Consider the following 23529-nt stretch of genomic DNA (forward strand, 5'->3'; position numbering starts at 1 on the left):
CGTCTGAATGCGTGAAAAAGCATCCCCAGAACTGGGCACACGACAAAGTTGTTACGTTCTCACCGCAGATGTCGGCTTCGGTCGGGCAACTTCCGGACGTCCCAGCGCGGACATATCGCGAAACCATTTTCCCAGCGCCAGGGCGAGATAAAGCGCATTGGCCACGAAAAGCACGCTGTACAGGCCGAAAAACGCCAACGGGGCGCCCAGCAACACGAAGGCGAGACACAGCACTCCGTAGTCGGTCGGCAGACCAAGAAATGACCGTAACGCGGAGCGGGGCGCGGTGGAAGGCGCCGCCGTCGGCGCGTGCTTGGCCTTGAGCAGGTCGTTCAGAATCATTGCGAAGAACGACACGGCAGCCACAACCGCAAACCCGACGGGCACGAGTAGCCACGTCGAGTCGGACAGTGGAAAATGTGTGAACATCGTGATGAGCACCGCTAGATGCAAGGTTGAGATCTTGATGGAGTCAACGACGTGGTCGAGCCATTCCCCCGAGGGGGAACCGCCACCGCGCAACCTGGCGACCTGGCCGTCGGCCGAGTCGAAGGCATACCCGATGGCGAGCAGCAGCCACACGACGAGCCCGAGCCACCAGCTCGGCTCACCGATGGCCAGTAGTCCGATCGCGCAGAACGTGAACCCCGCGCTGACGGCGGTGACGTTGTTGGGGGTCAAGCCCAGACGAAACGCGCCCGCCGCGAGGTAGCGACCGACGCGGCGGTTCACGTAGACCGAATAGGGCGGTGCGCCGCGCGCCGCCGTCTTCTGGGCGGAGGACAAACGCTGCACGGTGTCAGAGTACGTTTCGGTCGAACGAGCGATTCGAGCCGAGGTGCTGGTCATGAGGTGATCCCCCTGGATAGTGCGGTTGACGGTTGCGTGCTCAGGCTGTCGGAACAGCTCCACATCGATACCCCGGCCCTACCGGTGCTTTGACGGTGGGTGCTGTAGCCGACGGCTACGCGCCGGGCGAGTTGTTCGTAACTGTCCGTGACGCTGTCCCAGTTGTAGAGTTCCTCGGCGCGTCGTTGCAGCGCCGCGGCAACTTCGGCCACGCACTCCGGGTTTAGTTCGGCATCTTCGAGCAAGGAACGCAGGGACTCCGCCTGTGCGAAGTAGGCACCGTTGACACCGAGGACCTCACGATTGAAGACGACGTCCCACGCGATGACCTTGGTGCCGGCACCCATCGCCCGCAACAGCGACGGGTTCGTTCCGCCGACCGAATGACCGTGCAGGTAGGTGCTGGCATGAGTGTAGAGCTGGTCAAGCTGATCCTGGTCCCACACGCTGCCAAGCATGCGAATGCGGGAATCAGATGCGGCGAGGTCGCTGATACGGGTGATGTGGTTGGCTGCGTATGGCGCAGAGCCGACGACGACGAGTGGTAGGCGGGCGCCGCTGGCCCGATATCCTTCCACGATGACGTCGACGTGGTTTTCCGGTTCGAACCGGGCGACGACGAGATGATAGCCGCCGGCGCGAAGACCGAGTTCGGCGAGGCGATCGGTCGGGGTGTCCTTCAGGATTCGGGTGCCGTAGGAGATCAATTCGGTTGGAATGGAGAATTCGTCCCGGTAGTAGTCGACGATGCCTTGTGCGTCAGCGATGAGGGCATCAGCTTCGCGCACCGATACTTCCTCGGCCCAGCGGTAGTAGCGCCGTCCCGCGCCACCCCATTTGTCGCGCTTCCATTCCAGGCCGTCGACGTGCACGACGCTGGGGATTCCGCGGAGGCGCAACAGTGGCACAAAGGGGGCGTTGGCCGCGTTGAAGACAAACGCGACATCGGCCGGACGGTGCAGGGTGGCGTGCAAGACCGAGAGTCCGGTGTGGCTCAGGGTCTCGAGAATCTTATGGCGCAATGCGGGCAGCTCCACGAGTTTCATGCCGAGGTACTCTTTTGATACCGGCTGGGCGGCGCGGCGGCAGTAGACGGTGACGTCGTGGCCCCGGTCGACAAGGCGGCGACCGATCTCCTCGATGGCGGTTTCAAATCCGCCGTAGGCGGCGGGCACTCCGCGGGTACCGATCATTGCGATGCTCAGACGCCGGTGGTTGGTGGGTGCAGTGTGTTCGGTCCCCGCGGTCATGTCAATACGCCCCTACTGGTTGAATGACGGTTTTGAAGGTGCGCCAGATGATCATCAGGTCGCCGGTGAGGGACCAGTTCTCGACGTAATACAAGTCGAGTCGTACGCTGTCTTCCCAGCTGAGATTCGACCGTCCGTTGACCTGCCACATGCCGGTCAGGCCGGGCTTGATGTACAGGCGGCGATGCACGTGGGTTTCGTAGACCTGGACCTCTTCGGGCAGTGGCGGGCGGGGTCCGACCAGGCTCATCTCGCCCACGAAAATGTTCCACAGCTGGGGTAGCTCGTCGAGCGAGTACTTGCGCAGCACGCGACCGATCTTGGTGATCCGGGGGTCGTTGCGAATCTTGAACAGCACCCCGGACGCTTCATTCTGGTCGAGCAGGCCGGCCAGATCGTCTTCCGCGGTCTGCACCATGGAGCGGAATTTGATCATGCGAAAGGTTTGTCCGTTGCGGCCGCAGCGTTCCTGCCGAAACAGTACGGGGCCGGCGCTGTCCAGCTTGATGAGCACGGCAATGACCGCGAGCGCGGGCAGCAGGAACAACAGGGCACAGGACGTCGTGACGATGTCCAGGGTGCGCTTGAGGGCGTGGCGCCCTCCCTCGAATCGAGGAATTTCTACGTGGATCAGCGGGAGGCCGTCAACCGGGCGAAAGTGGATGCGGGGACCAGCAACATCCGTTAGTCGGCTGGAGAGAACCAGCTCCGCTGACGTTCCCTCGAGGTCCCAGCCGAGGTTGCGGATGTAGGAACTGCCGCCGCTGGGCTGCCCGGCCACGATGACCGTGTCGACGCCCATGGCGGCTGCCGCAGCGGCGACATGTTCGAAATCGGACACGATCGGCACCCTGCGTTCGCCGGCCGAGATCTCAGCACCGATGCCGTCTTCCAGGGCAGCGCCAACGATGTAGTAGGCAGCGCCGGACTTGTTGTCGATCTGACTGACGACATATTCCACGTCGTCGCGGTTTCCTACGACGATTACGCGAGAGAGGTAGTGGCCGAACTTGCGCTGGTGCAGCAGCCATTTGCGCCACAGCCACCGCTCCAGAACCAACGCGATAACGCCGAGGGGGAGCGCCAGAATAAAGTACAGCCGGGCGATGGCGATGTTGGAGATCAGAAAGACGATGGCGAGCATACCGAAGGTCACAGCACTCGCGTTGATCACCTGCTTGTACTCACTCGCACCGACACCGATGACGCGGGAATCTCTGGTGTGAAAAAGTTCGAGGGTCATAAGCCAGGTCGCCACGATCAACAGCGACAGGAGCCAGTAATTTGCACTGAACGATCCCGATACGGCCGGAATGCCATCAACACCGAAGCGAAACACCAGTGCCACACCGACAGCAAGAACGATGACGGCTATATCGGTCAGTCGAAGCTTGGTGCGGTACCGCCGCGCCCAGATCAACCCTGAGGAAGCGGTGTCGACGGCGATATCGGTGTGCGCCGACGGGGCTTGGTCGACGAGCCGCAATTTCGGGGTGTGCCCAAGCGGCAGGGACTGGGCAAAGGACGCGGGAGAATCTGATTCACTCATGCGTCGTTCCTCCTGCAGTCGAGCGTGGAAGCTGCGCCAAGTACGGCCGGTGCAGGGGTGAATAAAGGGAAGCCGAGGGGGTTCGGCGGGTTACAAGCGAAAATCACTTTTTCATTCCCTGCAGTCGGGTTTACAGGAACAGGTGGTCATAGTGACAAGGTGACGATGCTGGCACTTGTCGGTGGCGGAACGCGGCGGATGAAGATGATTCTTTCTCAGCAACTTACTGGCAGAGACTACCCCGATTTCCGTCGGCGGCGCTGTAACCTCAACTGGGGTCAAAATCCCCTGCCCGGGGAAAGCTGCAGCGGCGGGTGTCCCGGCCGCTCGGAATTGGCAGACTTCAGCCCTGGTTTTGCGGGCAAAAAAAATCACAATTGCGCGCTGCCGTGCCGGGCGGCCTGGGCGCACAAAATGCCTGGTGGTGGAAGTCCTAGGCTGGCCTATGCGAATTGATTGCCGAGAAGAGTTCACATGACCGTGAGAAGTCCGAAATTTGCCGTTATTGATGGCCACAACGACCTTGCCTGGGCCTGCCGCGAGCATCGCCACTACTCGGTTGCCGGGCTGAACTCCGAATACGATTCGAAGCGTAGTCACGTTCAGACGGATGTCCCCAGGCTGCGCCTTGGTGGGGTGCAGGGCCAATTCTGGTCGGTGTGGGTGCATAGCGATTTGACGGGTGCCGATTCCGTGCAGGCCACCCTGGAGCAGATCGATTTTATCGACCGCCTGATTGCGGCATACCCCGACGATTTCGAACGTGCCGTGACCGCCGACGACGTTCAACGCGCTCAACCCGCTGGAAAGATTGCGTCGCTCTTGGGGGTCGAGGGCGGCAACCAGATGAACAACTCGCTCGCGGTGCTCCGCGAGTATGCGCGGCTCGGCGTGCGCTACATGACTCTGACCTGGAACTCGACGACCGACTGGGCAGACGCGGCCGTTGATGTTGCGACTCACAACGGTCTCAACGATCAAGGCCGGGCCGTCATCGCCGAGATGAACCGCATCGGAATGATGGTCGATCTCTCGCACGTCTCCGCTGCCACCATGCAGGACGCCCTCGATACCACAACGCTCCCCATTCTGTTCAGTCACTCCTCGTGCTTCGCCCTCAATCCGCACCCCCGCAACGTGCCCGACGCGATTCTCACCCAGCTCGCCGCCAACGATGGTGTGCAGATGATCACCTTCGTGCCGGCCTTCCTCTCCGCCGACTACCGCAACTGGGAAGACCACGGTTCGGTGGGGGAGAAGCCGCTGGTTACCGTGGCGCACGTGGCTGACCACGTTGAGCATGCCCGTAATGTGGCCGGCGTTGATCACATCGGTCTCGGCGGCGACTTTGATGGCTGCCCCGACATGCCGGTCGGTCTCGCCGACGTGTCGGAATACCCCAACCTGTTTGCCGAGCTCGAACGGCGTGGCTGGAGCGACGCCGACCTCACCAAGCTTGGTTCCCAAAACGTTCTGCGCGTTCTTCGCGCCAACGACCCCGCCTACCGCGCCTTCGTCGCCTAGCGCCACCTGAATCGGGTCGCTGAACGTAGCCCCGGACAATGCGTGCCCGCTCTGGCGTGGACGACATTTTGGTCGGAACGACCTGGACCCGTCAGGTGTTCTACAGCGACGGCTCACCCGCGCTGATGTGCGGGCATTCTGGATAGGCTGCGAATGTACATACGGGAGATGCAGGGTGACGGGTTGATTGTTGCGGGCAGGGACGTCTGCTCCGCGATTTCTGTTGACCGTTGACCGTTGACCGTTGACCGTTGCGTTTCGTGCACGATCACGTGCCGACGCTGCGGTCACGGCACCGCTGCCGACCAGCGACCCCGCGGCCGAGTTCGCGGCCGTGTTCGCGGCCGCGCTCGCCAGCGCTCCCGCTCGCCAGCGCTCCCGCTCGAGACGCGATCCAGGCTTGGGCCAGCGAGCACACCGACTTCGTCTGGGCGATCATCAACGTCGCTCGGAATGACAATTGTCCTTTTGTCCTGACCTAATGCTGTTATGCTGGTAAGTTTTTATCGAAGTGACTATGTTGTCGGGCCCCGGCCGCGCAGTCCTCTGATCGTCCAAGGAGCCCTCGATGGCCGCAACGCTGAATTTGTCGATCGACAAGTCGTCCCCGATCCCGCTCTATCACCAGATAGTGACCGGCATCGAGGCAGCCATCCACGACGGCACTCTATCTACCGGATCAAAGCTCGACAACGAGATCGACCTTGCCGCCCGACTCACCCTCTCGCGCCCGACGGTGCGCAAGGCCATGGACGAACTCGTGCGCTCTGGCCTGCTCGTGCGCAAACGCGGAGTCGGTACACAGGTCGTGGCGAGCCAGGTGCGTCGGCCACTCGAACTGTCGAGCCTCTACGACGACCTGACGCGCAGCGGCAGTAAGCCCACCACCGCGGTGCTCGAGTTCAGCCACGTACCTGCGCCCGACGGCATCCGCGAGACGCTGCTGCTGGCGCCGGGGGCATCCGTTTATCACTTCATCCGGCTGCGTTATGCGGCCGGAAAACCACTCGCACTCATGGAAAACTGGGTGCGCGACGACATCGTGGAGATCAGCGAGACTGCCCTGGCCGACCGTGGGCTCTATGACATTCTGCGCAGGGCCGGTGTGAATTTTCGGCTTGCCAACCAGCGCATCGGTGCCTTGATCGCTGACGACCGCCAGGCGGAGCTGCTGCACACGGCGGTTGGTTCCGCGCTGGTCTCCATGGAACGCACGGCCGTCGATGACACCGGCCGCCATGTGGAAACCGGACACCACGTCTACCGTGGCGACTCCTACAGTTTTGAACTCACGCTCGTGCAGCGTTAATGCTGCTTCTGGAAAGGTAGCGATGACTCCGACGCACAGCTCAACTCCGACACGTTCCACAAAGTGGGTCTATCCCGTCGGGAGCGCACTCGACGGGCCCTGGGACGTGTCGCTCGGGACGGCAGACTCGCAGACCGTCATCGGCGGATGGCGTCACACCGGCATCAAGATCGCCACGCTCGCCGCCGGCGGGAGCGTCACGTTGCCCGCCGCGCGCGAGGAACGCATCGTTGTGCCGCTGGGGGGCGCGTTCACGGTGAGTATCGACGAGGTCGACTATGACCTGGCTGGACGTCGGTCCGTTTTCACGGGTCCAAGCGATGTGCTGTATTCGGGGACCAACACGAGCGTAACTATCACCTCGCTGGTCGGCGGCCGGGTAGCCGTGGCGACAGCGCCCGCCGCCGCGCATTACCCGGCGCGGCTGATTCGTGCTGCAGAGATTCCCGTGGAGCTGCGGGGGGCCGGCAACTGCTCCCGTCAGGTGCACAACTTCGGCACGCCGGCCACACTCGAGGCCGACCGGTTCATCGTGTGCGAGGTGCTCACTCCGGCCGGCAACTGGTCGTCCTTTCCGCCGCACAAGCACGACGAGGAAAAAGACGGCGAAACCAACCTCGAGGAGATCTACTACTTCGAAACCCGTGTTGCCCCGGGGGCGTCTGCGCCAGCCGACACGGATGCGCTGGGTTACCAGCGGGTGTACGCCTCGGACGAGCGCCCGATCGACGTCAACGCCGAGGTTCGCACCGGCGACGTGGTACTGGTGCCCTACGGCTGGCATGGCCCCGCGATGGCGGCCCCGGGCTATGACCTGTACTACCTCAACGTGATGGCCGGCCCCGGCGCAGTGCGCGACTGGCTGATCAGCGATGACCCGCACCACGGCTGGGTGCGCGGCACCTGGACCGACCAGCTCATTGACCCGCGACTGCCCTTCAGCGAGTAGCGGCCCGTCCCGGCGCTACGTACCATTCAGCCCCGGCGGGTTTTGAAGTAGGTTTCGACCTGCTCGAGGCTGCGTCCGCTGGTCTCTGGCACGTACTTCGCTGCGAAGGCGATGGCTCCTACGCCGAGCAGCACAAAAACAAAGAACGTGTTGGAGATGCCGAAGGCGGCGAGCAGCTGCGGAAAGCTGAAACCGACAAGGAAGTTCACGATCCAGAGCACGAAGACGGATGCTCCCATGCCGACGCCGCGCATCTTTTGCGGAAAGATCTCCGAGAGCATCAGCCAGGTGACCGGTGAGATCGCTCCCTGCTGAAAGGCCAGGAACGTGACAGTCATCAACAAGATCACATAGCCGCGCACGGTGCCTTCGGGCAGTACCAACGAGAACACGCCGATTAGAAGCAGCGCGCTGGTGGTGCCGATTTGACCGGTGATCAGCATCCGCCGTCGGCCGACACGGCTGAGTAGCCAGATGCCCACGAAGGTGGCCAACACCGAGATGACACCATTGGCGATATTCGCCGTAAGCGCCGCCTCGCGGCCAAACCCAGCATCGGCCAGAATCTGCGTGCCGTAATACATGATCGAGTTGACGCCGGTGATCTGCTGAATTACCGCCAGACCGATGCCCACAAAAAAGATGTGCCGCAACCATGGCGCCTTCAGGTCCTTCCAGCCGCCCATCTGCGACTTGTAGTCCTCCACAGCAAGCTTCTTGACGTCTTCAAACTCGGTGCGGGCATCTTCATGCGAGCGGATGCGCCGCAGCACCGTGAGCGATTCTCCGAAACTGCCGATCGAGGCCAGCCAGCGCGGGCTTTCCGGCATGAACATCATGCCGATCCAGAGCCCAATGGCCGGCAGCGTCGCGAGCACGATCATCCAGCGCCAAATACCGCCGGTTTCCCCGAAGGTGTTGCCGAGGTACGCGTTGGAGATGAACGCAATCAGCTGCCCGGTGACGATCATGAGTTCATTCCGGGTGACGATCTGCCCACGCATTGCCCGCGGCGACATCTCGGCCAGGTAGATCGGCACGGTGACGGATGCCCCACCGACGGCCAGCCCCAGCACGAGACGCCCAAAGATCATCACAGCCGTGCTCGGGGCCAATGTGCAGGCGAGGGTGCCGATGATGAAGACCACGGCCAGCGACATGATCGTCTTGCGACGCCCGTTGCGGTCGGCCAGCCGGCCGGCGAACAGGGCACCGAAGGCCGCGCCGAGCAGCAGAGAGGAGGTCACGAGCCCCTCGGTGAGTGGGGTGAGGCCAAGGTCTTCCTGCATATACGGCAGCGCACCGTTGATGACGCCGGTGTCGTAGCCAAATAGTAAGCCGCCGAGCGTGGACACGACGGTAACCGTGCGCAGGGCGCGCCGGTGGTTGTGCGGTTTGACCTGCGGGGCGGCGACCGCGCCGCGGCTCATCGGACACCCGCCGCTGTGACGACTGTGTGGGCTTGGCGGGCATGGTCGACGTACGCGCTGATCGTGTTGAGTTGGTAGCGCGATACCTCGTCGGCTCGCTCGTTTTCGGCGAAGACGCTTGACACCAGTACGCTGCCGGCACGATCCAGGAATCCGATTTCGGCCAGGCCGCCGAAGAACTCGTCCCAGTTGACGTCGCCGTCGCCGATTTTCAGGTGTTGATGCACGCGCACCGCGTTTCCGGGTGGGTTCGTGATATACCGTAGTTCATTGGAAGCCAGGTGGTTCATGGTATCTGCCACGTGAACTATGCGGAGCTTGTCACCGGCCGCGCGCATGATCTCCAGCGGTGCGTTCCGCATGTGAAAGCTGTGTGACGCCACATAGACCAGCCCGACGTTGGGAGAGTTGAGGCCACGGATGGCCCGGATCGCGGCCAGGCCCTCCTCGACGAAGTCATCCGGATGTGGATCGATCAAGAGCTCGATTCCCTCCCGTTCGATGATCGGCAGGAGCTCCTCCATGGAGCGATAGAACGCCCGCTCCGACTCCTCCGCCTGCTCTGGCCGACCGCTGAACTCCGTGTTCATGGTCTGCACCCCAAGGTCAACGGTGATCTGGATCGCTCGCTTCCAGTACCGAACCGCGGCCTCGCGGGCATCCTCATCGGGACCGGACCATCGAAATACCGGCAGTACGGAGGCGATCTCAATGCCGGCCGAGGCGCAGGCCTTCCTCAGCTGGCCGACCAGTTCGTCGTCGGCCTTGGGATGGTTGTAGAACGGGATGAAGTCGGGATGCGGAGTCATCTGCATGTACGTATACCCGAGATCAGCCACCACCTGCGGGAGCTCCAATAGGGTGTGGCTGTGGTGGAACGGGGTCGGGTCCAGGGCGATTTTCAAGAGCACTCCATCGTGAATCTGATTTGTGTGTTGCCGACGTGGCGCACGCTTTAAGCGTGCACAGCTGCCGGTTCAAGAATTGACGTGGCCGAATCACGATAGAGCGCCGGCTTTGCATTGAGCTGCACGGTGACTTTTTCACCGCTCAGCTGAGCTTCGACACCGGCCTCGCAGCACGCTGCGGTGGCGTAACCGTCCCAGGCAGAGGGGCCGCCGATATCCTGGCGCCGGGCTGCATCCACCCAGGCCTGAACTTCCACGTCGTACGCCGTGCCGAAGCGTTCAATAAAGCTGGGGGTGACGTTGCCACCCCAGCGGCCAGTGCTTCGAACGTACGGCCCGCCGTCTTCGCCGATGTTGACGATACCCTGCTCGAAGACGGCCTGGGTTGTCACCTGGTAACCGAATTGAGCGTTGACGAAGATTTCCACGTCAGCCAAGATGCCGCTCTCTGTCTCGATCAACACATGTTGTGGGTCATGCTGGCCCACCGGCGCGTTGCGCGTCGCCCGGCCGAGGCGCACCTGAACGGAGGTAATTTCCTCGCCGGTCAAAAAGCGAATGACATCGAACTCATGCACCACGGAATCGTTGATGAGCATCGTGTTGGTGAACCCGGCCGGGGTGTCGGGGTTTCGGTGCGCGCAGTGCACCATCAGGGTGGCGCCCAGCTCCTGCCCATGCATCATCTCGCCGAGGCGCGCGTATTCCGCGTCGAAGCGGCGCATGAACCCGACCTGCACGCGCTTGTGGCCGAGGCGCTGCTCGGCTTCTACGATCTTCCACGCCGACGCGGCATCCGGGGTCAGCGGCTTCTCGCACAGGATCGGGAGATCGAGGGCGAGGGCTTGGAGCAGGATGTCTTCATGCAGGAAGCCGGGGGTGGCAATCAGCACGGCGTTGATATCGTCACGGGCGAATGCCTCCTCGGCGCTGGACAGAGCCACCGCCGAGGAGATTCCTTCGATGGCCACCTGGGCACGAGTCAGGTCCACGTCGACGACGGCGGCAACCTCGGCTCCGGTAATACGGTGGTTCAGACGTTGAACGTGGTCAGCGCCCATGCGTCCGGCACCGATGACGGCAACGCGCAGATTCTCAGACATGGGATTCCTTTTTATAGCGATCGTGGCGAAGTGGATAGCTGGTCTAGTGAACCGTGGTGCGGTTACCGCAGCTCAGCAGGTAGTTGCGGGTGCGTGCGGCGATGGGCATGGGCACGTCGAACTGCACGGGGTACATGTCCTGTTCGACAATGCCGAAGATCGGACGATCCAGGGCCTCAACGGCCTCGATGACCGCCCGCAGATCGGGCAGGCCCCGGGGCGGTTCGCTCATCACACCGGCCAGGTTGGCGGCGGCCCAAGTCAGCTTTTCAGCGTTGACCCTGGCCAAAACATCTGGGTTGATCTGTTTGAGGTGCAGATACCCGATGCGTTCGGGGTATTTACGGATCAGGTCGAGGCTGTCAGCGCCGCAGTACTCGGCGTGACCGGTGTCGAGGCAGAGATTCAAAAGCTTCGGATCCGTCTCGGCAAGTAGGTGCTCGATGTCGACCTGCACGCCCACGTGGGAATCCGCATGCGGGTGAAACTGCTGCTTCAGGCCGTAGTCGTCGGCCAGAATTTTACCGAGCCGGTTGTGACCGGCCACCAAGTCGCTCCACTGCTGCTTGTCCAGCGTCCCGCTCTCCACAGCCTCGCCGGTAACGTCATCGCGCCACATGGCCGGGATGACGACGATGTGCTCGCCCCCGATCGCTGCGGTGAGCTCAGCGACCTTGCGGGCGGGTTCCCAGGCCTCAGCCCAGTGGTCGGTACCCCGGTGGAATGCGGTGAAAACTGTGCCCGCTGATACCCGGAGGTCGCGTTTATTCAGCTCATCAGCCAGGCGTTGCGGGTCAGTGGGCAGATAGCCGTAGGGGCCCAGTTCAATCCATTTGTAGCCGGATTCGGCTGCCTCATCGAGGAACCGTTCCCACGGGGTTTGCTTCGGATCGTCGGCAAACCAGACCCCCCAGGAGTCCGGGGCCGTGCCGATACGGAGCGGATTTGTTATTACAGCTGTATTTTCCATGTGTCGCGGCCTTTCTTTCCTCGAACCGAAACTATGAGTTGGACGGGAAGGCATATGACGCCTCGGAGGCGTGTGCAGGCTCTGGCCAGCGGGAGGTGACCACCTTGCCGCGGGTGTAGAAGGCCACGCCTTCTTCGCCGTAGATGTTCCTGTCGCCGAAAAGCGAGTTCTTCCAGCCGCCGAAGGAGTGATAGGCGACGGGGACCGGGACAGGCACATTGATGCCGATCATGCCCACGTGCACGCCCCGCTGGAATTTACGGGCGTTTGAACCCGACGAGGTGAAGATCGCGGTGCCGTTGCCATAAGGGTTGGAGTTGATCAGCTCGATGGCCTCCTCCACGGTCTCGACCCGCACGACGGTGAGCACTGGGCCAAAGATCTCTTCGGTGTAGGCGGTCATGTCGGTCGTGACGTTGTCGAGCACGGTCGGCCCGACCCAGAAGCCGTCTTCCTTGCCCGTAACGACCAGATCGCGACCGTCAACAACGAGGTTCGCTCCACTCTCTGCAGCCTCACCGACGATACGGATGATGCGCTCCTTCGACGCGCGGGTGATTACCGGGCCCATGTCGGCATCCGGCTCCGTGCCCTCGGCAACCTTGATCGCGAGGGCGCGTTCCTGCACTTTGGAGACGAGCGAATCGGCGGCATCGCCAACGGCGATCGCGACGGAGATGGCCATGCAGCGTTCCCCCGCCGAACCGAAGGCTGCGGCGGACAGGTGGTCGGCGGCGTTATCGAGATCAGCATCGGGCAAGATGATGGCGTGGTTCTTGGCCCCGCCGAGGGCCTGAACACGCTTGCCGTGCGCCGTGGCCGTCTCGTGCACGTACTGCGCAATCGGGGTCGAACCGACGAAGGAAATGGCGTCGACGTCGGGGTGAGTGAGGAGGCCAGTGACGGTCTCCTTGTCACCATGAAGCACCTGGAAGACACCGTCAGGCAGGCCGGCTTTCGTCCAGAGGGTTGCTAGCAGTATCGCTGCCGAAGGATCGCGCTCCGAAGGCTTGAGAATGAATGCGTTGCCGGTGGCGATGGCGATCGGGCACATCCACAACGGCACCATCACCGGAAAGTTGAAGGGGGTGATTCCGGCGACAACACCCACCGGCTCGCGGAAGGAGAAGACGTCGATCCCGGTGGAAGCCTGGTCGGAATAGGCCCCCTTGAGCAGCTGCGGGATGCCGCAGGCGAACTCAATGACCTCGATACCACGGCCGATTTCCCCCTTGGCGTCGGAGAGTACCTTGCCGTGCTCGGCGGTGATGAGCGCTGCAAGCTCGTCCACGTGAGCGCTCACGAGCTCACGGAATTTGAAGAGCACGGTTGTGCGTTTGGCCAGGGACGTCTGCGACCAGCTCTCGGCGGCTTTCTTGGCTGCGGCCACTGTGGTGTCGAGATCGTCTCGGTTGGCCAGGCGCAGGTGCCCGGAAATTTCTCCGGTCGCAGGGTTGTACACCGGCTGTGTGCGCTCGCCGGTTCCGGGGTTCTCGTGGCCATTGATAAAGTGCGAAATGGGCTTCTGAGCAGTCATGAGTGACTCCTTCGTCTATATGAGTGTTGTGATGAGCGGAAAAGGGCCTAGCCCAGGAGATGCTTCTGGTGCTTTTTGTGCGCAAGATAGGTTTCGTAGGCCTGGGTCGTGGAATCGAGCTCGGAGAGTGCCGAGACCGGAACATCCCACCAGCTTTCCGAATCCGGACCGGAAATCATCGGGTCGCTGTTGATGTGGATGAGCACCGGTCCCGTTGCCAGCTTTGCTTTTCGCAGAGCGACCTTGAGGTCGGCGATTGTGTCGACTCCCGGCTCGACCCGGATCACGTTCACGCCCAGGCTTTCGGCGTTGAGGGCCAGATCGACCGGCAGCCGATCGCCGTCGTCGAAAGAATGCGCGCTCTCGTCCAGGTACCGGTATTGGGTGCCAAAGCGCTGCGACCCGAGGGATTCGGAGAGTGATCCGATCGAGGCATAGCCATGATTCTGGATCAGCACCACGATGATCTTGATGTTCTCGGCGACAGCGGTCACGAGCTCGGTGTGCATCATCAGGTAAGAACCGTCGCCGACCATAATGAAGACGTCCCGGTCGGGGGCTCCACGCTTGACGCCGATACCGCCAGCAATTTCGTACCCCATGCAGGAGAATCCGTATTCCACGTGATAACCGGACGAGTCCCGCACGCGCCACATCTTGTGCAGGTCACCGGGGAGGGACCCCGCCGCGCAGACGACCACATCTCGCGCCTCCGAGATCTCGTTGACCGCGCCGATGATCTCGGCCTGCGCCGGTAGCGGCGTATACGAGGTGCTGTGCGCCGCCTCGACCACGGCATCCCAGTTTTTCTTCTCCGCGGCAATGGTGCGCTCGAGATCGGCTCCGACGCGGAATCCGCCGAGTGCCACACCGAGCGCGATCAGTGCCTTGCGCGCGTCGGCCACGACGGCGATCGCGGTGCCGTGCTTGTAGGCATCGATGGGCGCCACGTTGATGTTGATGAATTTCACGTCGGGATTGGCGAAGATCGTGCGGGACCCGGTCGTGAAGTCCTCGTAGCGGGTGCCGATTCCGATGACGAGATCGGCCTCTGCGGCCAGACGGTTGGCCGCGGTCGTGCCCGTAGAGCCGATGGCGCCGAGGGAGAACGGGTGATCCCAGGGCAATACGCCGACGCCGGCCTGCGTGTTTCCGACTGGGATGCCGGTGGCGACGGTGAAGTCAGCCAGGGCGTCTTCCGCGAAGGCGTACAGCACACCACCGCCGGCAACGATCAGAGGGCGTTTGGCCGCGCGGATCGCCCGGGCCGCGGCGGCGATATCGTCAGGCTCGGGTGCCGGGCGACGGATTCGCCAGTCACGCTCGGCAAGAAATTCGGCTGGAACGTCGAGCACCTCGGCCTGCACGTCCTGCGGCAGCGAGATGGTGACGGCACCGGTCTCGACCGGGTCCGTCAGAACCCGTAGACCGTTCATAAGAGCCGAGAAGAGCTGCTCTGGGCGGCTGACCCGGTCGAAGTAGCGCGACAACGGACGAAAGGCGTCGTTGACAGAAATGTCATAGGCATCCGGTCGCTCGAGCTGTTGCAGCACGGGGTCGGACGTCCGCGTGGCGAAGACATCGCCGGGCAGTAATAGAACGGGTAAGCGGTTGATCGTCGCGAGTGCCGCACCGGTGAGCATATTAGTAGCGCCGGGTCCCACGGATGTTGAAACGGCATAGGTGGACCGGCGGCGGCGTATGCGAGTGAAGCCGACGGCCTGGTGCACCATGCCCTGCTCGTTGCGGCCCTGGTAATACGGCATGGCCTTCGGGTCGCGGCTCTGCGATTGCAGAAGCGCCTGGCCGACGCCGGCCACATTGCCATGTCCGAAGATGCCGAACATGCCGGAAATCAGTCGTTCACGATGGTCATCCGTGCCCACCCGGTCAATGGAATATTGGTTGGCGAGAAACTCGACGAGGGCCTGCGAAACGGTCATGCGGCGTGATGTCATGGGTTAGTTCCTCGTCATCGAGTCGGTGGTGCTGGAGTTGAGCAGTGAGGCAGCGATGGAGACGGCGACCGCCACGTCGTCGTCTCGCGGGTAGAGCAGGGTGCGACCGACGGTGAGGCCGCGCACACCCGGCAGCGCGAGGGCGGCTTCCCAGCTGGCGAAGACCTCGTCGGGCGCGCCGTCGGGGTCTCCGCCAAGGAGCACGGTGGGCATGGTGGTGGCCGCCATGACGCGTTCCATTTCGGGCACGACTGGTAGTTTCAGCCAGGTGTATGCACTCGTCCCCCCGAGCGCGGAGGCGATGGCCACCGACGTGATGACCGCATCGGTGCTCAGGTCGTTACGAATACGTCCGTTCTCCCAGACCGAGAGGAACGGCTCGACCATGGCGATAAGGCGGTGCTCAGCCAAGCTGTCGATGGCCTGTGCTGTTGCCGCTAGGGCGCCGGGGGTGGCCGGGTCGCCGAGGCAGATGCGCGTCAGCATCTTGCCACCGGTGGCTCCGATTTCGGCTAGTGCGCCCGCGGTGTGGCCGGTGAAGCGGTCATCGATCTCGTTGACAGACCCGGCCAGACCGCCACGGTTCATCGACCCGAAGATCAACTTGCCCTCCAACGCGCCGAGCAGAAGCAGATCGTCCAGAATGTCGGGGGAGGCCAGAACTCCGTCAACAGCGGGGTTGGCGAGTGCGACCTGGAGCCGGTCGAGCAGGTCCATGCGATCGGCCATGGCCATCCGGTCGGTGCCGACGGCGAGTGCGCCACGTGCCGGGTGATCGGCGGCGACAATAAAGTTCTGCGTGCCGCCCCTCGGACCAGGGTGTGGCCGACGGGCCTGCGCCGCCCGCAGTATGGCCCCGGGATCCTGGAGGCGCACGGTGGTTAATTTCCCGTAGCGGCTTGCATCCTGGGTGGTGACATGCGGGCGCAGATCAGTCATTGGGAACCTCGCGACCGTGTTCGGCGAGCAGGCTCATCACTTCGGCCGGCGTGGGCATGGCGTCGGCGCACGACAGCCGGGAGGCGACGATGGCACCGGCGGCGTTGGCATAGTCGAGAATCTGCTGCAGTGGCCAGCCGGCGAGCAACCCGTGGCAGAATGCGCCGCCGAATGAGTCACCGGCACCGAGACCGTTGATTGTCTTCACCGGAATGGGGGCGGAGATCACCCGCTCACTTCGCGTGGCGGCCATGACGCCATCCGCGCCCAGCTTTACAACGGCTATTTCCACGCCGGCTGCCAACAGTGCGTCAGCCTGTTCGTCAGGTGTGCCCTCGCCCACGGCGACGGCGCATTCCTTGTCGTTACCGATGGCCACGGTCACGTGCGGCAGAATCTTTGCTACCTCGGTGCGAGCTTCGTCTTCGGAAGCCCAGAACATGGGGCGGTAGTCGAGGTCGAGAATGGTGAATTGTCCAGCAGCGAGAGCATCGCGGGGCCGGGCCTCATGGGCCGCGAGGTGGGCGCCGCGGCTGGGCTCCTGGCAGAGGCCGGTCACGGTCGACCAGAAGATTCGGGTGGCCTTGATCGCGTCAAGGTCGAGTTCGTCAGCGGTGATCTGCAGATCGGGCGCCGTGGGCGTGCGATAAAAGTAGAGCGGAAAGTCATCTGGCGGCTTGATGGCGCAGAAAGTGACCGGGGTCGGCCAGACCGGCACCGCAGAGACGAACTGGTCGTCGACTTTGAATTTCGTCAACTCTTGGTGGAGATAGTTGCCGAAGGGGTCGTCGCCGGTGCGCGTGATGACGCCCGTGCGGCGCCCCTGACGGGCCGCGGCAACGGCCACATTTGACGGGGAGCCGCCCAGATACTTGCCAAAGCTCGTTACATCTTCAAGGTCTACCCCGATGTCATTGGGGTAGATGTCGACGCTGATGCGCCCGATGGTGAGGAGATCATGTGTCTCGGTCATCGTTGACCTTTCTGTCGCTGGGGACTCGGTGAGAAAATAAGGGCACGGTTTTTACCCTGCACCCTATTGCCATCCTGTCAAAGTTTGTATGGACATACTAACAAAAAAAGGACGGAGGGACTACGACGCTGGAACCGCAAGCTCGCCCGTCATGTATTGCGCGCGGCCAAACCCGAACGACCAGTCTCCGGCGCCGTTCTCCACGTAGCCAATAAAGACATCCGCTCCATCGATGCCCACCACGGACAGCTCGCTCGCGATCTTGTCGAAGAGCGCGGTTTTGGCTCTCTGATCACGCCCGATCTGGGTGAAGATCTGGATCATGACGACGCCGTCCGTGCGTTCGAACCCGAGGCCGGCATCCTGGGCCCGCAGCTGGCCAATCGAATGCTCGGTAATGATATGAAAGAGGTCACGCTCGGGGATGCCGTAGGTCTCGACGATCGCCCGGTGAATCGCGTCACCGATGCCCTGAAGCTGCCCGGCAGTGCGGTCGGAATTCACGTCAATACGAACCAATGGCATGTCTGTCCTTTGCAGTATAAATGTCCTATTTGTACTGACATACTAACAAAATATCCCGGTACGGACAAGATCTGGCGTCGCGGGTATCGTGATCCGCAGCAAAGACGCTCCAACGACTAACGGACGCTTACGCCGTGGGAGGGAGCCGGAAACGTTTTCCAGGAGCCGCTGGGTACTAGCGGCGCGATCGTTGGATCTTTTGCCCTAGGCACCTTTTTTACGGTGTAGAAACTCCCAGTTTGGTGCCAGCACGGCCGCCAGTGCCGCGAAGAAGAAGAAGAGCACGGCCAGGGCCTGGATAATGGGTTTGCGCCCGACGACGTCAAAGATTCAGCCGATGAAAAAGGCTCCCGGCGCAGCTCCGACCAATAGCGACGAGGTCAAGATGCCCTCCGTCGCTGGGGTGAGCCCCAGGCTTGAGCCCCTCGAGTCGAGGGCACCGTTGATAACACCGGTGTCATACCTGAAGAGTAGGCCGCCGAAGGTGGCGATGACGGCGATGGTACCGAGGCGACTACTTGCTACGCCTTTTGTGAGTGGCGGCAGCGCTTTGCGCATGCCGGGCGTGACTTGATGGGTTTCGACTATTCCTCTATCGGGTGTGTGGTGAGCGGATATCAGCGCTGACCGGTCGACAACGTCGCACTCAATGCAGCATCAGCAGCTTGTAAAACACGTGCAGCAATTTCGAGGCCTTCGATACGTCCGAGCGACACGTCTTCGTGTTCAATGTTGACTGCCATGTCGGGGTCAACCTCGTGCAGGGCTCGGAGGAATTCGGTCCAGAAAGCCGTGTCATGGCCCTTGCCGAGTGCTACGAAGTCCCACGCGGAATCCTTGGGCCATTCGTTCACCCACTCATCGTCACCCAGGTTCGTGCGGTCTTCGTCTTCATCCAGTTTGCGGAACCTGTTGTCCAGAACCCCGTAAACAGCCGCGGCCGGGTTCACCTTGATGTCTTTGGCGGCCGCGTGAAACACCAGGGCCACCTTTACACCGTTGTCGCGCGCGAGCTTGTCGATCTCTGACCACAGCTTGGCCGCCACGCCCCACTGGTAGTCCAGCTGATCGAGCGAACCGGAGTTCCAAGCGTTCACGATCCAATTGGGGCGTGTCGCGCCCGGTTCTCCACCGGGGAGCCCCGACATCGTCACGACCCGGGTCTGGCCGAGTGCGGCCGCCGCTTTGATGGAACGGCGGATGTCTTCGGCGTGTTTGAGGCCGATGGCCGGGTTGGGGTGCAGTGGGTTGCCGTTGCAGTTGAGACCGGCAATCTCGACGCCGGTGCCGGCGAACAGGGCAAGGTAGTCATTCGCTGCCGACTTGCTGGCGATGATTTCATCGAGGTTCGGGATGTGGACAGGAGGCAGGAAGCCACCGGAGTTGACTTCGATGCCGGTGAGGCCAAGTGAGGCGACGACGTCAATCGCCTCGGGCAGGGAACGGTCGTGCAGAATTGCGTTGTAGACGCCGAGTTTCATAGTGCCATCTCCTTCTGGGCCACAGAGACCTGGTGACCATTGTTGGTAGCCGGTTCCGTGGCCGGGGTGAGAATTTCGAGGTTGTGCACGCCGTCGTCGAAGGACGCGTTGCGGGGTAGGGACGAGGTTGGGTCGAGACCGGTGACCTCGTCGAGAACAGCATGCGCCTGGTACGCGAACGACCTGACGATAGCCGTTCTGCAGTGCGGGGCCATTGCTGAGAAAGATGCCGATTTCGGCCGGACGAGCGCTGGTCGAAGGTTGCTGACCCATTATCTCAGACCACCTCGAAGGTGAGGGTGTTGGCGTGGCCAGCAGCACGCGGCAGACTTCAAGACTGCCCATGCCGTGCTCAAATTCGGCCGAGAAGGCCGCGTAGTCATCGTTTTCGACGGGCTCAAATTTGTCGCTGACCTCGGCGTGGTCGTGACCGACGACGGCACCGAGTGGCACAGGACGCCGCGTGATCGGTAGAAAGCCATCCACCGCTCACGGATCGGATGTCACCGCAGAGGAATTCTTTCCTTCATCGTGCTTGACCAAGTGCTCAACTGGGTCTCTGGCCTATCGCGCGTCGCCCTGCTCGACCAAATCGCGGCCACGAGTTTCGGGAAGCGCCGCTGTAGAGATAATCGACACGAGTGCGAGCAGTTCATATATGCCGCGACAATCCAGATATTGCCCGTCAACGCGATGAGCGTTCCGCAGATCAGCGGGGCGAAGCCGCCGGAAGTCAACGCGCCCAGCTCCTTCGACGAAGTCACAGCGGCGAGCCGCGAACGGGAGCCGAAAAGCTCCACCATGAAGGCAGACTGCACGGCATACATGCCCATCACGCCAATGGAATAGGCCAGCACAAAGGCGAACACGACGAAAACGGGACTGCCTGTGGTGATCATCCAGACGGCCGGTCCCGCGATGATGAGCTGGAAGACGCTTAAGGACAGATATAAGGGCTTTCGACCGAATCGATCGGCCAGCCACCCGAACAGCGGCACTGTGGCCAGCCCAACGACCGCGGAGACCACGACGGCGAACGCGCCGAGGCCTGGATTGTCCACTGAGATGGTGGCCAGTTGACCAACGAAGAACACCAGGAAGACCGTTGAGATCCCGTTCTCTCCCCAGCGCATGCCGATGCAGGCCAGCATCCGGCGCGGTGAGTGCTTGAGAAGATGGCCATAAGTCTCAGCGATCGCGCGGGTCTTGTCTGCCGCGTCGATCTGTTCGAACGTAGGGCTCTCCTGCACGCTTCGCCGCATCCACAGGCCGACGCCGGCAATCAGGATGCTGGCGAGAAACGGCAGCCGCCATCCCCAGCTGAGCAGATCGTCTTCGGGCAGAGAATAGACGGCGAGCCAGGCGAGAGATGCCAGCAGGGTGCCGCCGTTCGTCCCGATTCCTATAAGAGAGCCGATGAAGCCGCGTCTGTGCGGCTGTGCTGATTCGACCAGCATGGTCGAGCTGCTCGAGAGTTCGGCGCCGGCACCCAATCCTTGAATGATTCTCAGGAGCACCAGCAGGGCCGGTGCAAGGATGCCGACCTGCTCGTGGGTGGGCAGCAGGCCAATGAGCGTTGACGACAATCCCATGACCACGACGGTCCATACGAGGATGTGTTTTCGCCCGACCCTGTCGCCCACCGCCCCAAGGATGATGCCTCCCAACGGGCGCGCGACATATCCGACCGAGAATGTAGCCAGGCTCGCGATGATTGCCATCGCAGGTGAAGCCTCGGGGAAGAAGATCTGCTTAAAGACCGTTCCGGCGGCAAGCCCATAGAGGGCGAAATCGTAGAATTCGAGCGCTGTGCCAAGGGTACCGGAGAAGATATTTTTAAAGCGCTGGCCTTGAGTGAGTGGCGCAGTTCCCACGATCGAGCTCATATATTTTTCCAGCTTTCTGCCATACATCTTTGTGCTGACAATAGGATGTTTGCACAAATATAAAAATCCATTAAGTTAGCGAACCAGCGAAAAGGCCTTGCACGAGGGCTGCGCCGATCGCACGACTGCGGCTGTCGCCGATGCGATTTCCGGCAACGGTGGAGATGTTCAAGTCGATCTTTTCGGCGTTGCTCGGCGTGGAGTACGCAGGACCGCGCTCATCGCCGCCAGGGTGGGGTGGATGGGCACATTCAGCTGTGAAGCGTCAGATTGCTTTTGCAATCAGGAGGACAGAGATTCTCAAATTCCTGATGAACTCATGACTGCGCAAAGCAATTCGTGTACGGAGATGACGACCCTTTTCAAACTGCTCGATGCGCAAATCGCATCGCAGATTAAATCATGAAGTGTGCCAGGTGGAGACTATGACCGTAGGTGACATGGCGCTTGCAGGCAACCCTGAGACGGTGCAACAAACAGGGTCAAGCCTGCAACGGCGCACCGTGGGCACCGACACATACAACAGCCTCGTATCGGCGGTGACGAGCTTGGGTGGCCAGTCCGGTGCTGCGGTCTCGGTCGAGCGCATCCTGAGCATGATCCAGGCTTCGTCCGCGCCAGCCAATTTGGTCCAGAACGCCGACCAGAACTGGGGCGCCGACGTCTCCACCTTCGGCCGTAAGATGACCGACATCGAGAGCAGAGCCACAAGGGCACGCAGAGATCTTGACTCGGCACGCCAAGACCAAAGCGCCGCGCGGCATCGCTTGAACGAAGCTGACAAGTCCGGCGTTGGCCTTCCATTTCAGATGCCGCCGATACTCGTACTTGCGGTCAACGGAGCGACCGAACGTATCGCCGGAGCAAAACAACGGCTGGCGGCGCTCGACGAGGAACGACAGGGCGCCGATTCCTCGGCGGCGGATTCCATCTTGACGCAGCGACAGCTGTACGTTTCTGCACGGAACGCGATGCCGAGCCTCCCGACCATTTCTGCAGGGGTACGCGTGTCGGCCCTCATGCCCGACGGCAGCGCACGCACGATTTCCGCCATCGACCTTGCGAAGCTCAAAGATCCCACCAGTATCGGAAAAGTGTGGCAAGGGCTGACTCCGGCGCAACGCGAACAACTCATCGCCGATTTTCCGCTGCTTATGGGCAACCTCGACGGCATCGCGCTGCGTGATCGCAACACCGCGAACGTAATCACAGCGAAGAAGCACCGCAGTGAGCTCGAGAAATAGATTAAAATGTTTCAACTGCTGGAGAAGGAATCCGGGGACGAGCAACTTTTCGCCGACAAGATTTCTGGCTTGCACGGCGAGATTAAGAGCCTGGACGCGATCCTCGGCGACCGCAACTGGAAGTACTCCACGGAAGACGACGCGAGCGGTCAAGCGTTCGGCGAGTACCGAGTTTTTGATGAGAATCAGAAACGATCCGATCAAGTCGGGGCAGTGTTGGTCGGGTTCAACCCGCTTCGCGACAGCATCATCACATTTCAGGGAACGCTTGACCCGCAGACCGGCAACGTTCCGTCCTGGATGACGCAGGTGGGTGTGGTGGTGCCCGGCACAAACTCGAAGCTCGCAGAATTCACCGCCGACCTCGACCGCGGCAAGGACCTGTTCTGCCACTCGGGTAGAAGGTCCGGATACTTCACGTGGCATGGAGCACCGATGCCTGAATTTGATCTCCCAACCCACGTCGTGGACCCCGCAGAGCAGGGTTTCTCTGACACGGCGGCACCACGACTTGTAGCCTTTTCGAATAGCCTCGCCCTCCCCTCGGGCACAGCGCTGGTGCCGATCGCGCACAGCTACGGTGCTGCCGTGCTCGGGACTGCGGAAATGCTAGGGCTTAGGGCTGATCGCATCGTCTATGTTGCACCGGCCGGTCTCGGTCACGACGTGACAGGCGTCGCTGATTTTCCGTACACGCAAGACAAACCCCACTTCGTGCTGCAGGCACGCAACGACACAGTCGTGGGCTGGAATCAGGGATCATCCATGTTCCAACTCGGTCACGGCAACACAAACCCGCTGGATACGCCCGGACTGACTCGGCTCGAAACGGGGTACCTCGATAATGGCGATCCTGACGCTGGCACCATTGAAAGCCCTGGCGGCATGGAAACCCACTCGTCACCGTTCGCAGCGGACAGTACCTCGTTCCGCAACATCACGAACGTTGTCATCGGAGAGTCTGTTTCGTTGTATCACGCGAACGATGTCGACTGGGTCTACGGCGGACGGACGATGCAGCGTGTCGAGGTCACCGATAGTGGTGCTGGGAAACGGGAAGAGAAGATGTCGTCGGCGGATTTGTCTAGGGTGGAATGATGCAATTCAATGCTCGTGCCGTGCCGTGCCGTGCCGTGCCGTGCCGT

At 61.9% G+C, this 23529-nt stretch carries 22 protein-coding genes; 6 read left to right on the top strand and 16 right to left on the bottom strand.

The genetic code is table 11. The annotated features are described in order from the left end of the window. Positions 1–51: 51 nt before the first annotated feature. Genes CXY72_RS04615 through CXY72_RS04625 form a run of 3 tightly spaced genes read right to left on the bottom strand, consistent with a single transcriptional unit; the run spans position 52 to position 3648 of the window. Positions 52–849, bottom strand: coding sequence for a CDP-alcohol phosphatidyltransferase family protein (locus CXY72_RS04615; RefSeq protein WP_104126531.1), 798 nt, complete (start codon positions 847–849; stop codon positions 52–54). Further along, positions 846–2099 (bottom strand): DUF1972 domain-containing protein, encoded by a 1254-nt coding sequence (locus tag CXY72_RS04620; RefSeq protein WP_104126532.1) that lies wholly within the window; start codon positions 2097–2099, stop codon positions 846–848. The genes CXY72_RS04615 and CXY72_RS04620 overlap by 4 nt, the downstream gene beginning before the upstream one ends. Before the next feature lies 1 nt (position 2100). Further along, positions 2101–3648: a sugar transferase gene (locus CXY72_RS04625; protein WP_104126533.1), complete on the bottom strand. Its 1548-nt coding sequence runs from the start codon at positions 3646–3648 to the stop codon at positions 2101–2103. A gap of 474 nt (positions 3649–4122) precedes the next feature. Between CXY72_RS04625 and CXY72_RS04630 the strand changes: the two genes are divergently transcribed. From CXY72_RS04630 to iolB, 3 genes are all read left to right on the top strand, one after another. After that, entirely contained in the window at positions 4123–5172 is a 1050-nt protein-coding gene (locus CXY72_RS04630) for a dipeptidase (protein ID WP_104126534.1), read from the top strand. 568 nt (positions 5173–5740) lie between these two features. Then, positions 5741–6481 (top strand): GntR family transcriptional regulator, encoded by a 741-nt coding sequence (locus CXY72_RS04635; protein ID WP_104126535.1) that lies wholly within the window; start codon positions 5741–5743, stop codon positions 6479–6481. A 22-nt stretch (positions 6482–6503) separates the two neighbouring features. Then, positions 6504–7430: a 5-deoxy-glucuronate isomerase gene (iolB, locus tag CXY72_RS04640; RefSeq protein WP_104126536.1), complete on the top strand. Its 927-nt coding sequence runs from the start codon at positions 6504–6506 to the stop codon at positions 7428–7430. 26 nt (positions 7431–7456) lie between these two features. Here the strand turns inward: iolB and CXY72_RS04645 are convergent, their stop codons facing one another. From CXY72_RS04645 to CXY72_RS20545, 12 genes are all read right to left on the bottom strand, one after another. Beyond that, positions 7457–8860 carry a sugar porter family MFS transporter gene (locus CXY72_RS04645; protein WP_104126537.1) on the bottom strand — a complete coding sequence of 468 codons (1404 nt, stop codon included), beginning with the start codon at positions 8858–8860 and terminating at the stop codon, positions 7457–7459. Beyond that, a complete protein-coding gene (locus tag CXY72_RS04650) occupies positions 8857–9765 on the bottom strand; it encodes a sugar phosphate isomerase/epimerase family protein (protein WP_104126551.1) in 909 nt (302 codons plus the stop codon). The genes CXY72_RS04645 and CXY72_RS04650 overlap by 4 nt, the downstream gene beginning before the upstream one ends. Before the next feature lie 50 nt (positions 9766–9815). Further along, positions 9816–10871 carry a Gfo/Idh/MocA family protein gene (locus tag CXY72_RS04655; RefSeq protein WP_104126538.1) on the bottom strand — a complete coding sequence of 352 codons (1056 nt, stop codon included), beginning with the start codon at positions 10869–10871 and terminating at the stop codon, positions 9816–9818. A gap of 43 nt (positions 10872–10914) precedes the next feature. Continuing rightward, complete coding sequence (locus CXY72_RS04660) at positions 10915–11841, bottom strand: sugar phosphate isomerase/epimerase (protein ID WP_104126539.1); 927 nt, start codon at positions 11839–11841, stop codon at positions 10915–10917. A gap of 31 nt (positions 11842–11872) precedes the next feature. Next, complete coding sequence (locus tag CXY72_RS04665) at positions 11873–13378, bottom strand: CoA-acylating methylmalonate-semialdehyde dehydrogenase (RefSeq protein WP_104126540.1); 1506 nt, start codon at positions 13376–13378, stop codon at positions 11873–11875. Positions 13379–13425: 47 nt separating this feature from the next. Beyond that, entirely contained in the window at positions 13426–15321 is a 1896-nt protein-coding gene (iolD, locus tag CXY72_RS04670; RefSeq protein ID WP_104126552.1) for a 3D-(3,5/4)-trihydroxycyclohexane-1,2-dione acylhydrolase (decyclizing), read from the bottom strand. Positions 15322–15339: 18 nt separating this feature from the next. Further along, positions 15340–16275, bottom strand: coding sequence for a deoxyribose-phosphate aldolase (locus CXY72_RS04675; protein WP_104126541.1), 936 nt, complete (start codon positions 16273–16275; stop codon positions 15340–15342). Next, complete coding sequence (gene iolC, locus CXY72_RS04680) at positions 16268–17248, bottom strand: 5-dehydro-2-deoxygluconokinase (RefSeq protein WP_104126542.1); 981 nt, start codon at positions 17246–17248, stop codon at positions 16268–16270. The genes CXY72_RS04675 and iolC overlap by 8 nt, the downstream gene beginning before the upstream one ends. A 120-nt stretch (positions 17249–17368) precedes the next feature. Beyond that, positions 17369–17773, bottom strand: a complete 405-nt coding sequence (locus CXY72_RS04685; protein WP_104126543.1) for a tautomerase family protein — start codon at positions 17771–17773, stop codon at positions 17369–17371. A gap of 330 nt (positions 17774–18103) precedes the next feature. Next, on the bottom strand, positions 18104–18331 hold the full coding sequence (locus CXY72_RS04690; RefSeq protein ID WP_104126544.1) for a hypothetical protein: 228 nt from the start codon (positions 18329–18331) through the stop codon (positions 18104–18106). A 59-nt stretch (positions 18332–18390) separates the two neighbouring features. Continuing rightward, positions 18391–19254 (bottom strand): sugar phosphate isomerase/epimerase, encoded by an 864-nt coding sequence (locus CXY72_RS04695; RefSeq protein ID WP_104126545.1) that lies wholly within the window; start codon positions 19252–19254, stop codon positions 18391–18393. Then, a complete protein-coding gene (locus CXY72_RS20545; RefSeq protein ID WP_199183955.1) occupies positions 19251–19469 on the bottom strand; it encodes a hypothetical protein in 219 nt (72 codons plus the stop codon). The genes CXY72_RS04695 and CXY72_RS20545 overlap by 4 nt, the downstream gene beginning before the upstream one ends. Positions 19470–19602: 133 nt before the next feature. Here CXY72_RS20545 and CXY72_RS20550 point away from each other — a divergent pair, with 133 nt between their 5' ends. Further along, positions 19603–19728: a hypothetical protein gene (locus tag CXY72_RS20550; RefSeq protein WP_370446208.1), complete on the top strand. Its 126-nt coding sequence runs from the start codon at positions 19603–19605 to the stop codon at positions 19726–19728. A 29-nt stretch (positions 19729–19757) separates the two neighbouring features. On the opposite strand, the gene CXY72_RS04705 is transcribed toward CXY72_RS20550, so the two are convergent. Continuing rightward, a complete protein-coding gene (locus CXY72_RS04705) occupies positions 19758–21140 on the bottom strand; it encodes an MFS transporter (RefSeq protein WP_158252468.1) in 1383 nt (460 codons plus the stop codon). 425 nt (positions 21141–21565) lie between these two features. On the opposite strand from CXY72_RS04705, the gene CXY72_RS04710 reads away from it, so the two are divergent. Continuing rightward, complete coding sequence (locus CXY72_RS04710) at positions 21566–22384, top strand: hypothetical protein (RefSeq protein WP_146071050.1); 819 nt, start codon at positions 21566–21568, stop codon at positions 22382–22384. 6 nt (positions 22385–22390) lie between these two features. Further along, on the top strand, positions 22391–23482 hold the full coding sequence (locus tag CXY72_RS04715; RefSeq protein WP_104126548.1) for a hypothetical protein: 1092 nt from the start codon (positions 22391–22393) through the stop codon (positions 23480–23482). Positions 23483–23529 lie beyond the last annotated feature (47 nt).

Source organism: Cryobacterium sp. Y57, assembly GCF_002929505.1.
Taxonomy (GTDB): Bacteria; Actinomycetota; Actinomycetes; order Actinomycetales; family Microbacteriaceae; genus Cryobacterium.

Coding starts and splice junctions, on each gene's coding strand:
- CXY72_RS04615 (WP_104126531.1), bottom strand. CDS start 849: ATGACCAGCACCTCGGCTCGAATCGCTCGTTCGACCGAAACGTACTCT.
- CXY72_RS04620 (WP_104126532.1), bottom strand. CDS start 2,099: ATGACCGCGGGGACCGAACACACTGCACCCACCAACCACCGGCGTCTG.
- CXY72_RS04625 (WP_104126533.1), bottom strand. CDS start 3,648: ATGAGTGAATCAGATTCTCCCGCGTCCTTTGCCCAGTCCCTGCCGCTT.
- CXY72_RS04630 (WP_104126534.1), top strand. CDS start 4,123: ATGACCGTGAGAAGTCCGAAATTTGCCGTTATTGATGGCCACAACGAC.
- CXY72_RS04635 (WP_104126535.1), top strand. CDS start 5,741: ATGGCCGCAACGCTGAATTTGTCGATCGACAAGTCGTCCCCGATCCCG.
- iolB (WP_104126536.1), top strand. CDS start 6,504: ATGACTCCGACGCACAGCTCAACTCCGACACGTTCCACAAAGTGGGTC.
- CXY72_RS04645 (WP_104126537.1), bottom strand. CDS start 8,860: ATGAGCCGCGGCGCGGTCGCCGCCCCGCAGGTCAAACCGCACAACCAC.
- CXY72_RS04655 (WP_104126538.1), bottom strand. CDS start 10,871: ATGTCTGAGAATCTGCGCGTTGCCGTCATCGGTGCCGGACGCATGGGC.
- CXY72_RS04660 (WP_104126539.1), bottom strand. CDS start 11,841: ATGGAAAATACAGCTGTAATAACAAATCCGCTCCGTATCGGCACGGCC.
- CXY72_RS04665 (WP_104126540.1), bottom strand. CDS start 13,378: ATGACTGCTCAGAAGCCCATTTCGCACTTTATCAATGGCCACGAGAAC.
- iolD (WP_104126552.1), bottom strand. CDS start 15,321: ATGACCGTTTCGCAGGCCCTCGTCGAGTTTCTCGCCAACCAATATTCC.
- CXY72_RS04675 (WP_104126541.1), bottom strand. CDS start 16,275: ATGACTGATCTGCGCCCGCATGTCACCACCCAGGATGCAAGCCGCTAC.
- iolC (WP_104126542.1), bottom strand. CDS start 17,248: ATGACCGAGACACATGATCTCCTCACCATCGGGCGCATCAGCGTCGAC.
- CXY72_RS04685 (WP_104126543.1), bottom strand. CDS start 17,773: ATGCCATTGGTTCGTATTGACGTGAATTCCGACCGCACTGCCGGGCAG.
- CXY72_RS04690 (WP_104126544.1), bottom strand. CDS start 18,331: ATGCGCAAAGCGCTGCCGCCACTCACAAAAGGCGTAGCAAGTAGTCGC.
- CXY72_RS04695 (WP_104126545.1), bottom strand. CDS start 19,254: ATGAAACTCGGCGTCTACAACGCAATTCTGCACGACCGTTCCCTGCCC.
- CXY72_RS20545 (WP_199183955.1), bottom strand. CDS start 19,469: ATGGCCCCGCACTGCAGAACGGCTATCGTCAGGTCGTTCGCGTACCAG.
- CXY72_RS04705 (WP_158252468.1), bottom strand. CDS start 21,140: ATGAGCTCGATCGTGGGAACTGCGCCACTCACTCAAGGCCAGCGCTTT.
- CXY72_RS04710 (WP_146071050.1), top strand. CDS start 21,566: ATGACCGTAGGTGACATGGCGCTTGCAGGCAACCCTGAGACGGTGCAA.
- CXY72_RS04715 (WP_104126548.1), top strand. CDS start 22,391: ATGTTTCAACTGCTGGAGAAGGAATCCGGGGACGAGCAACTTTTCGCC.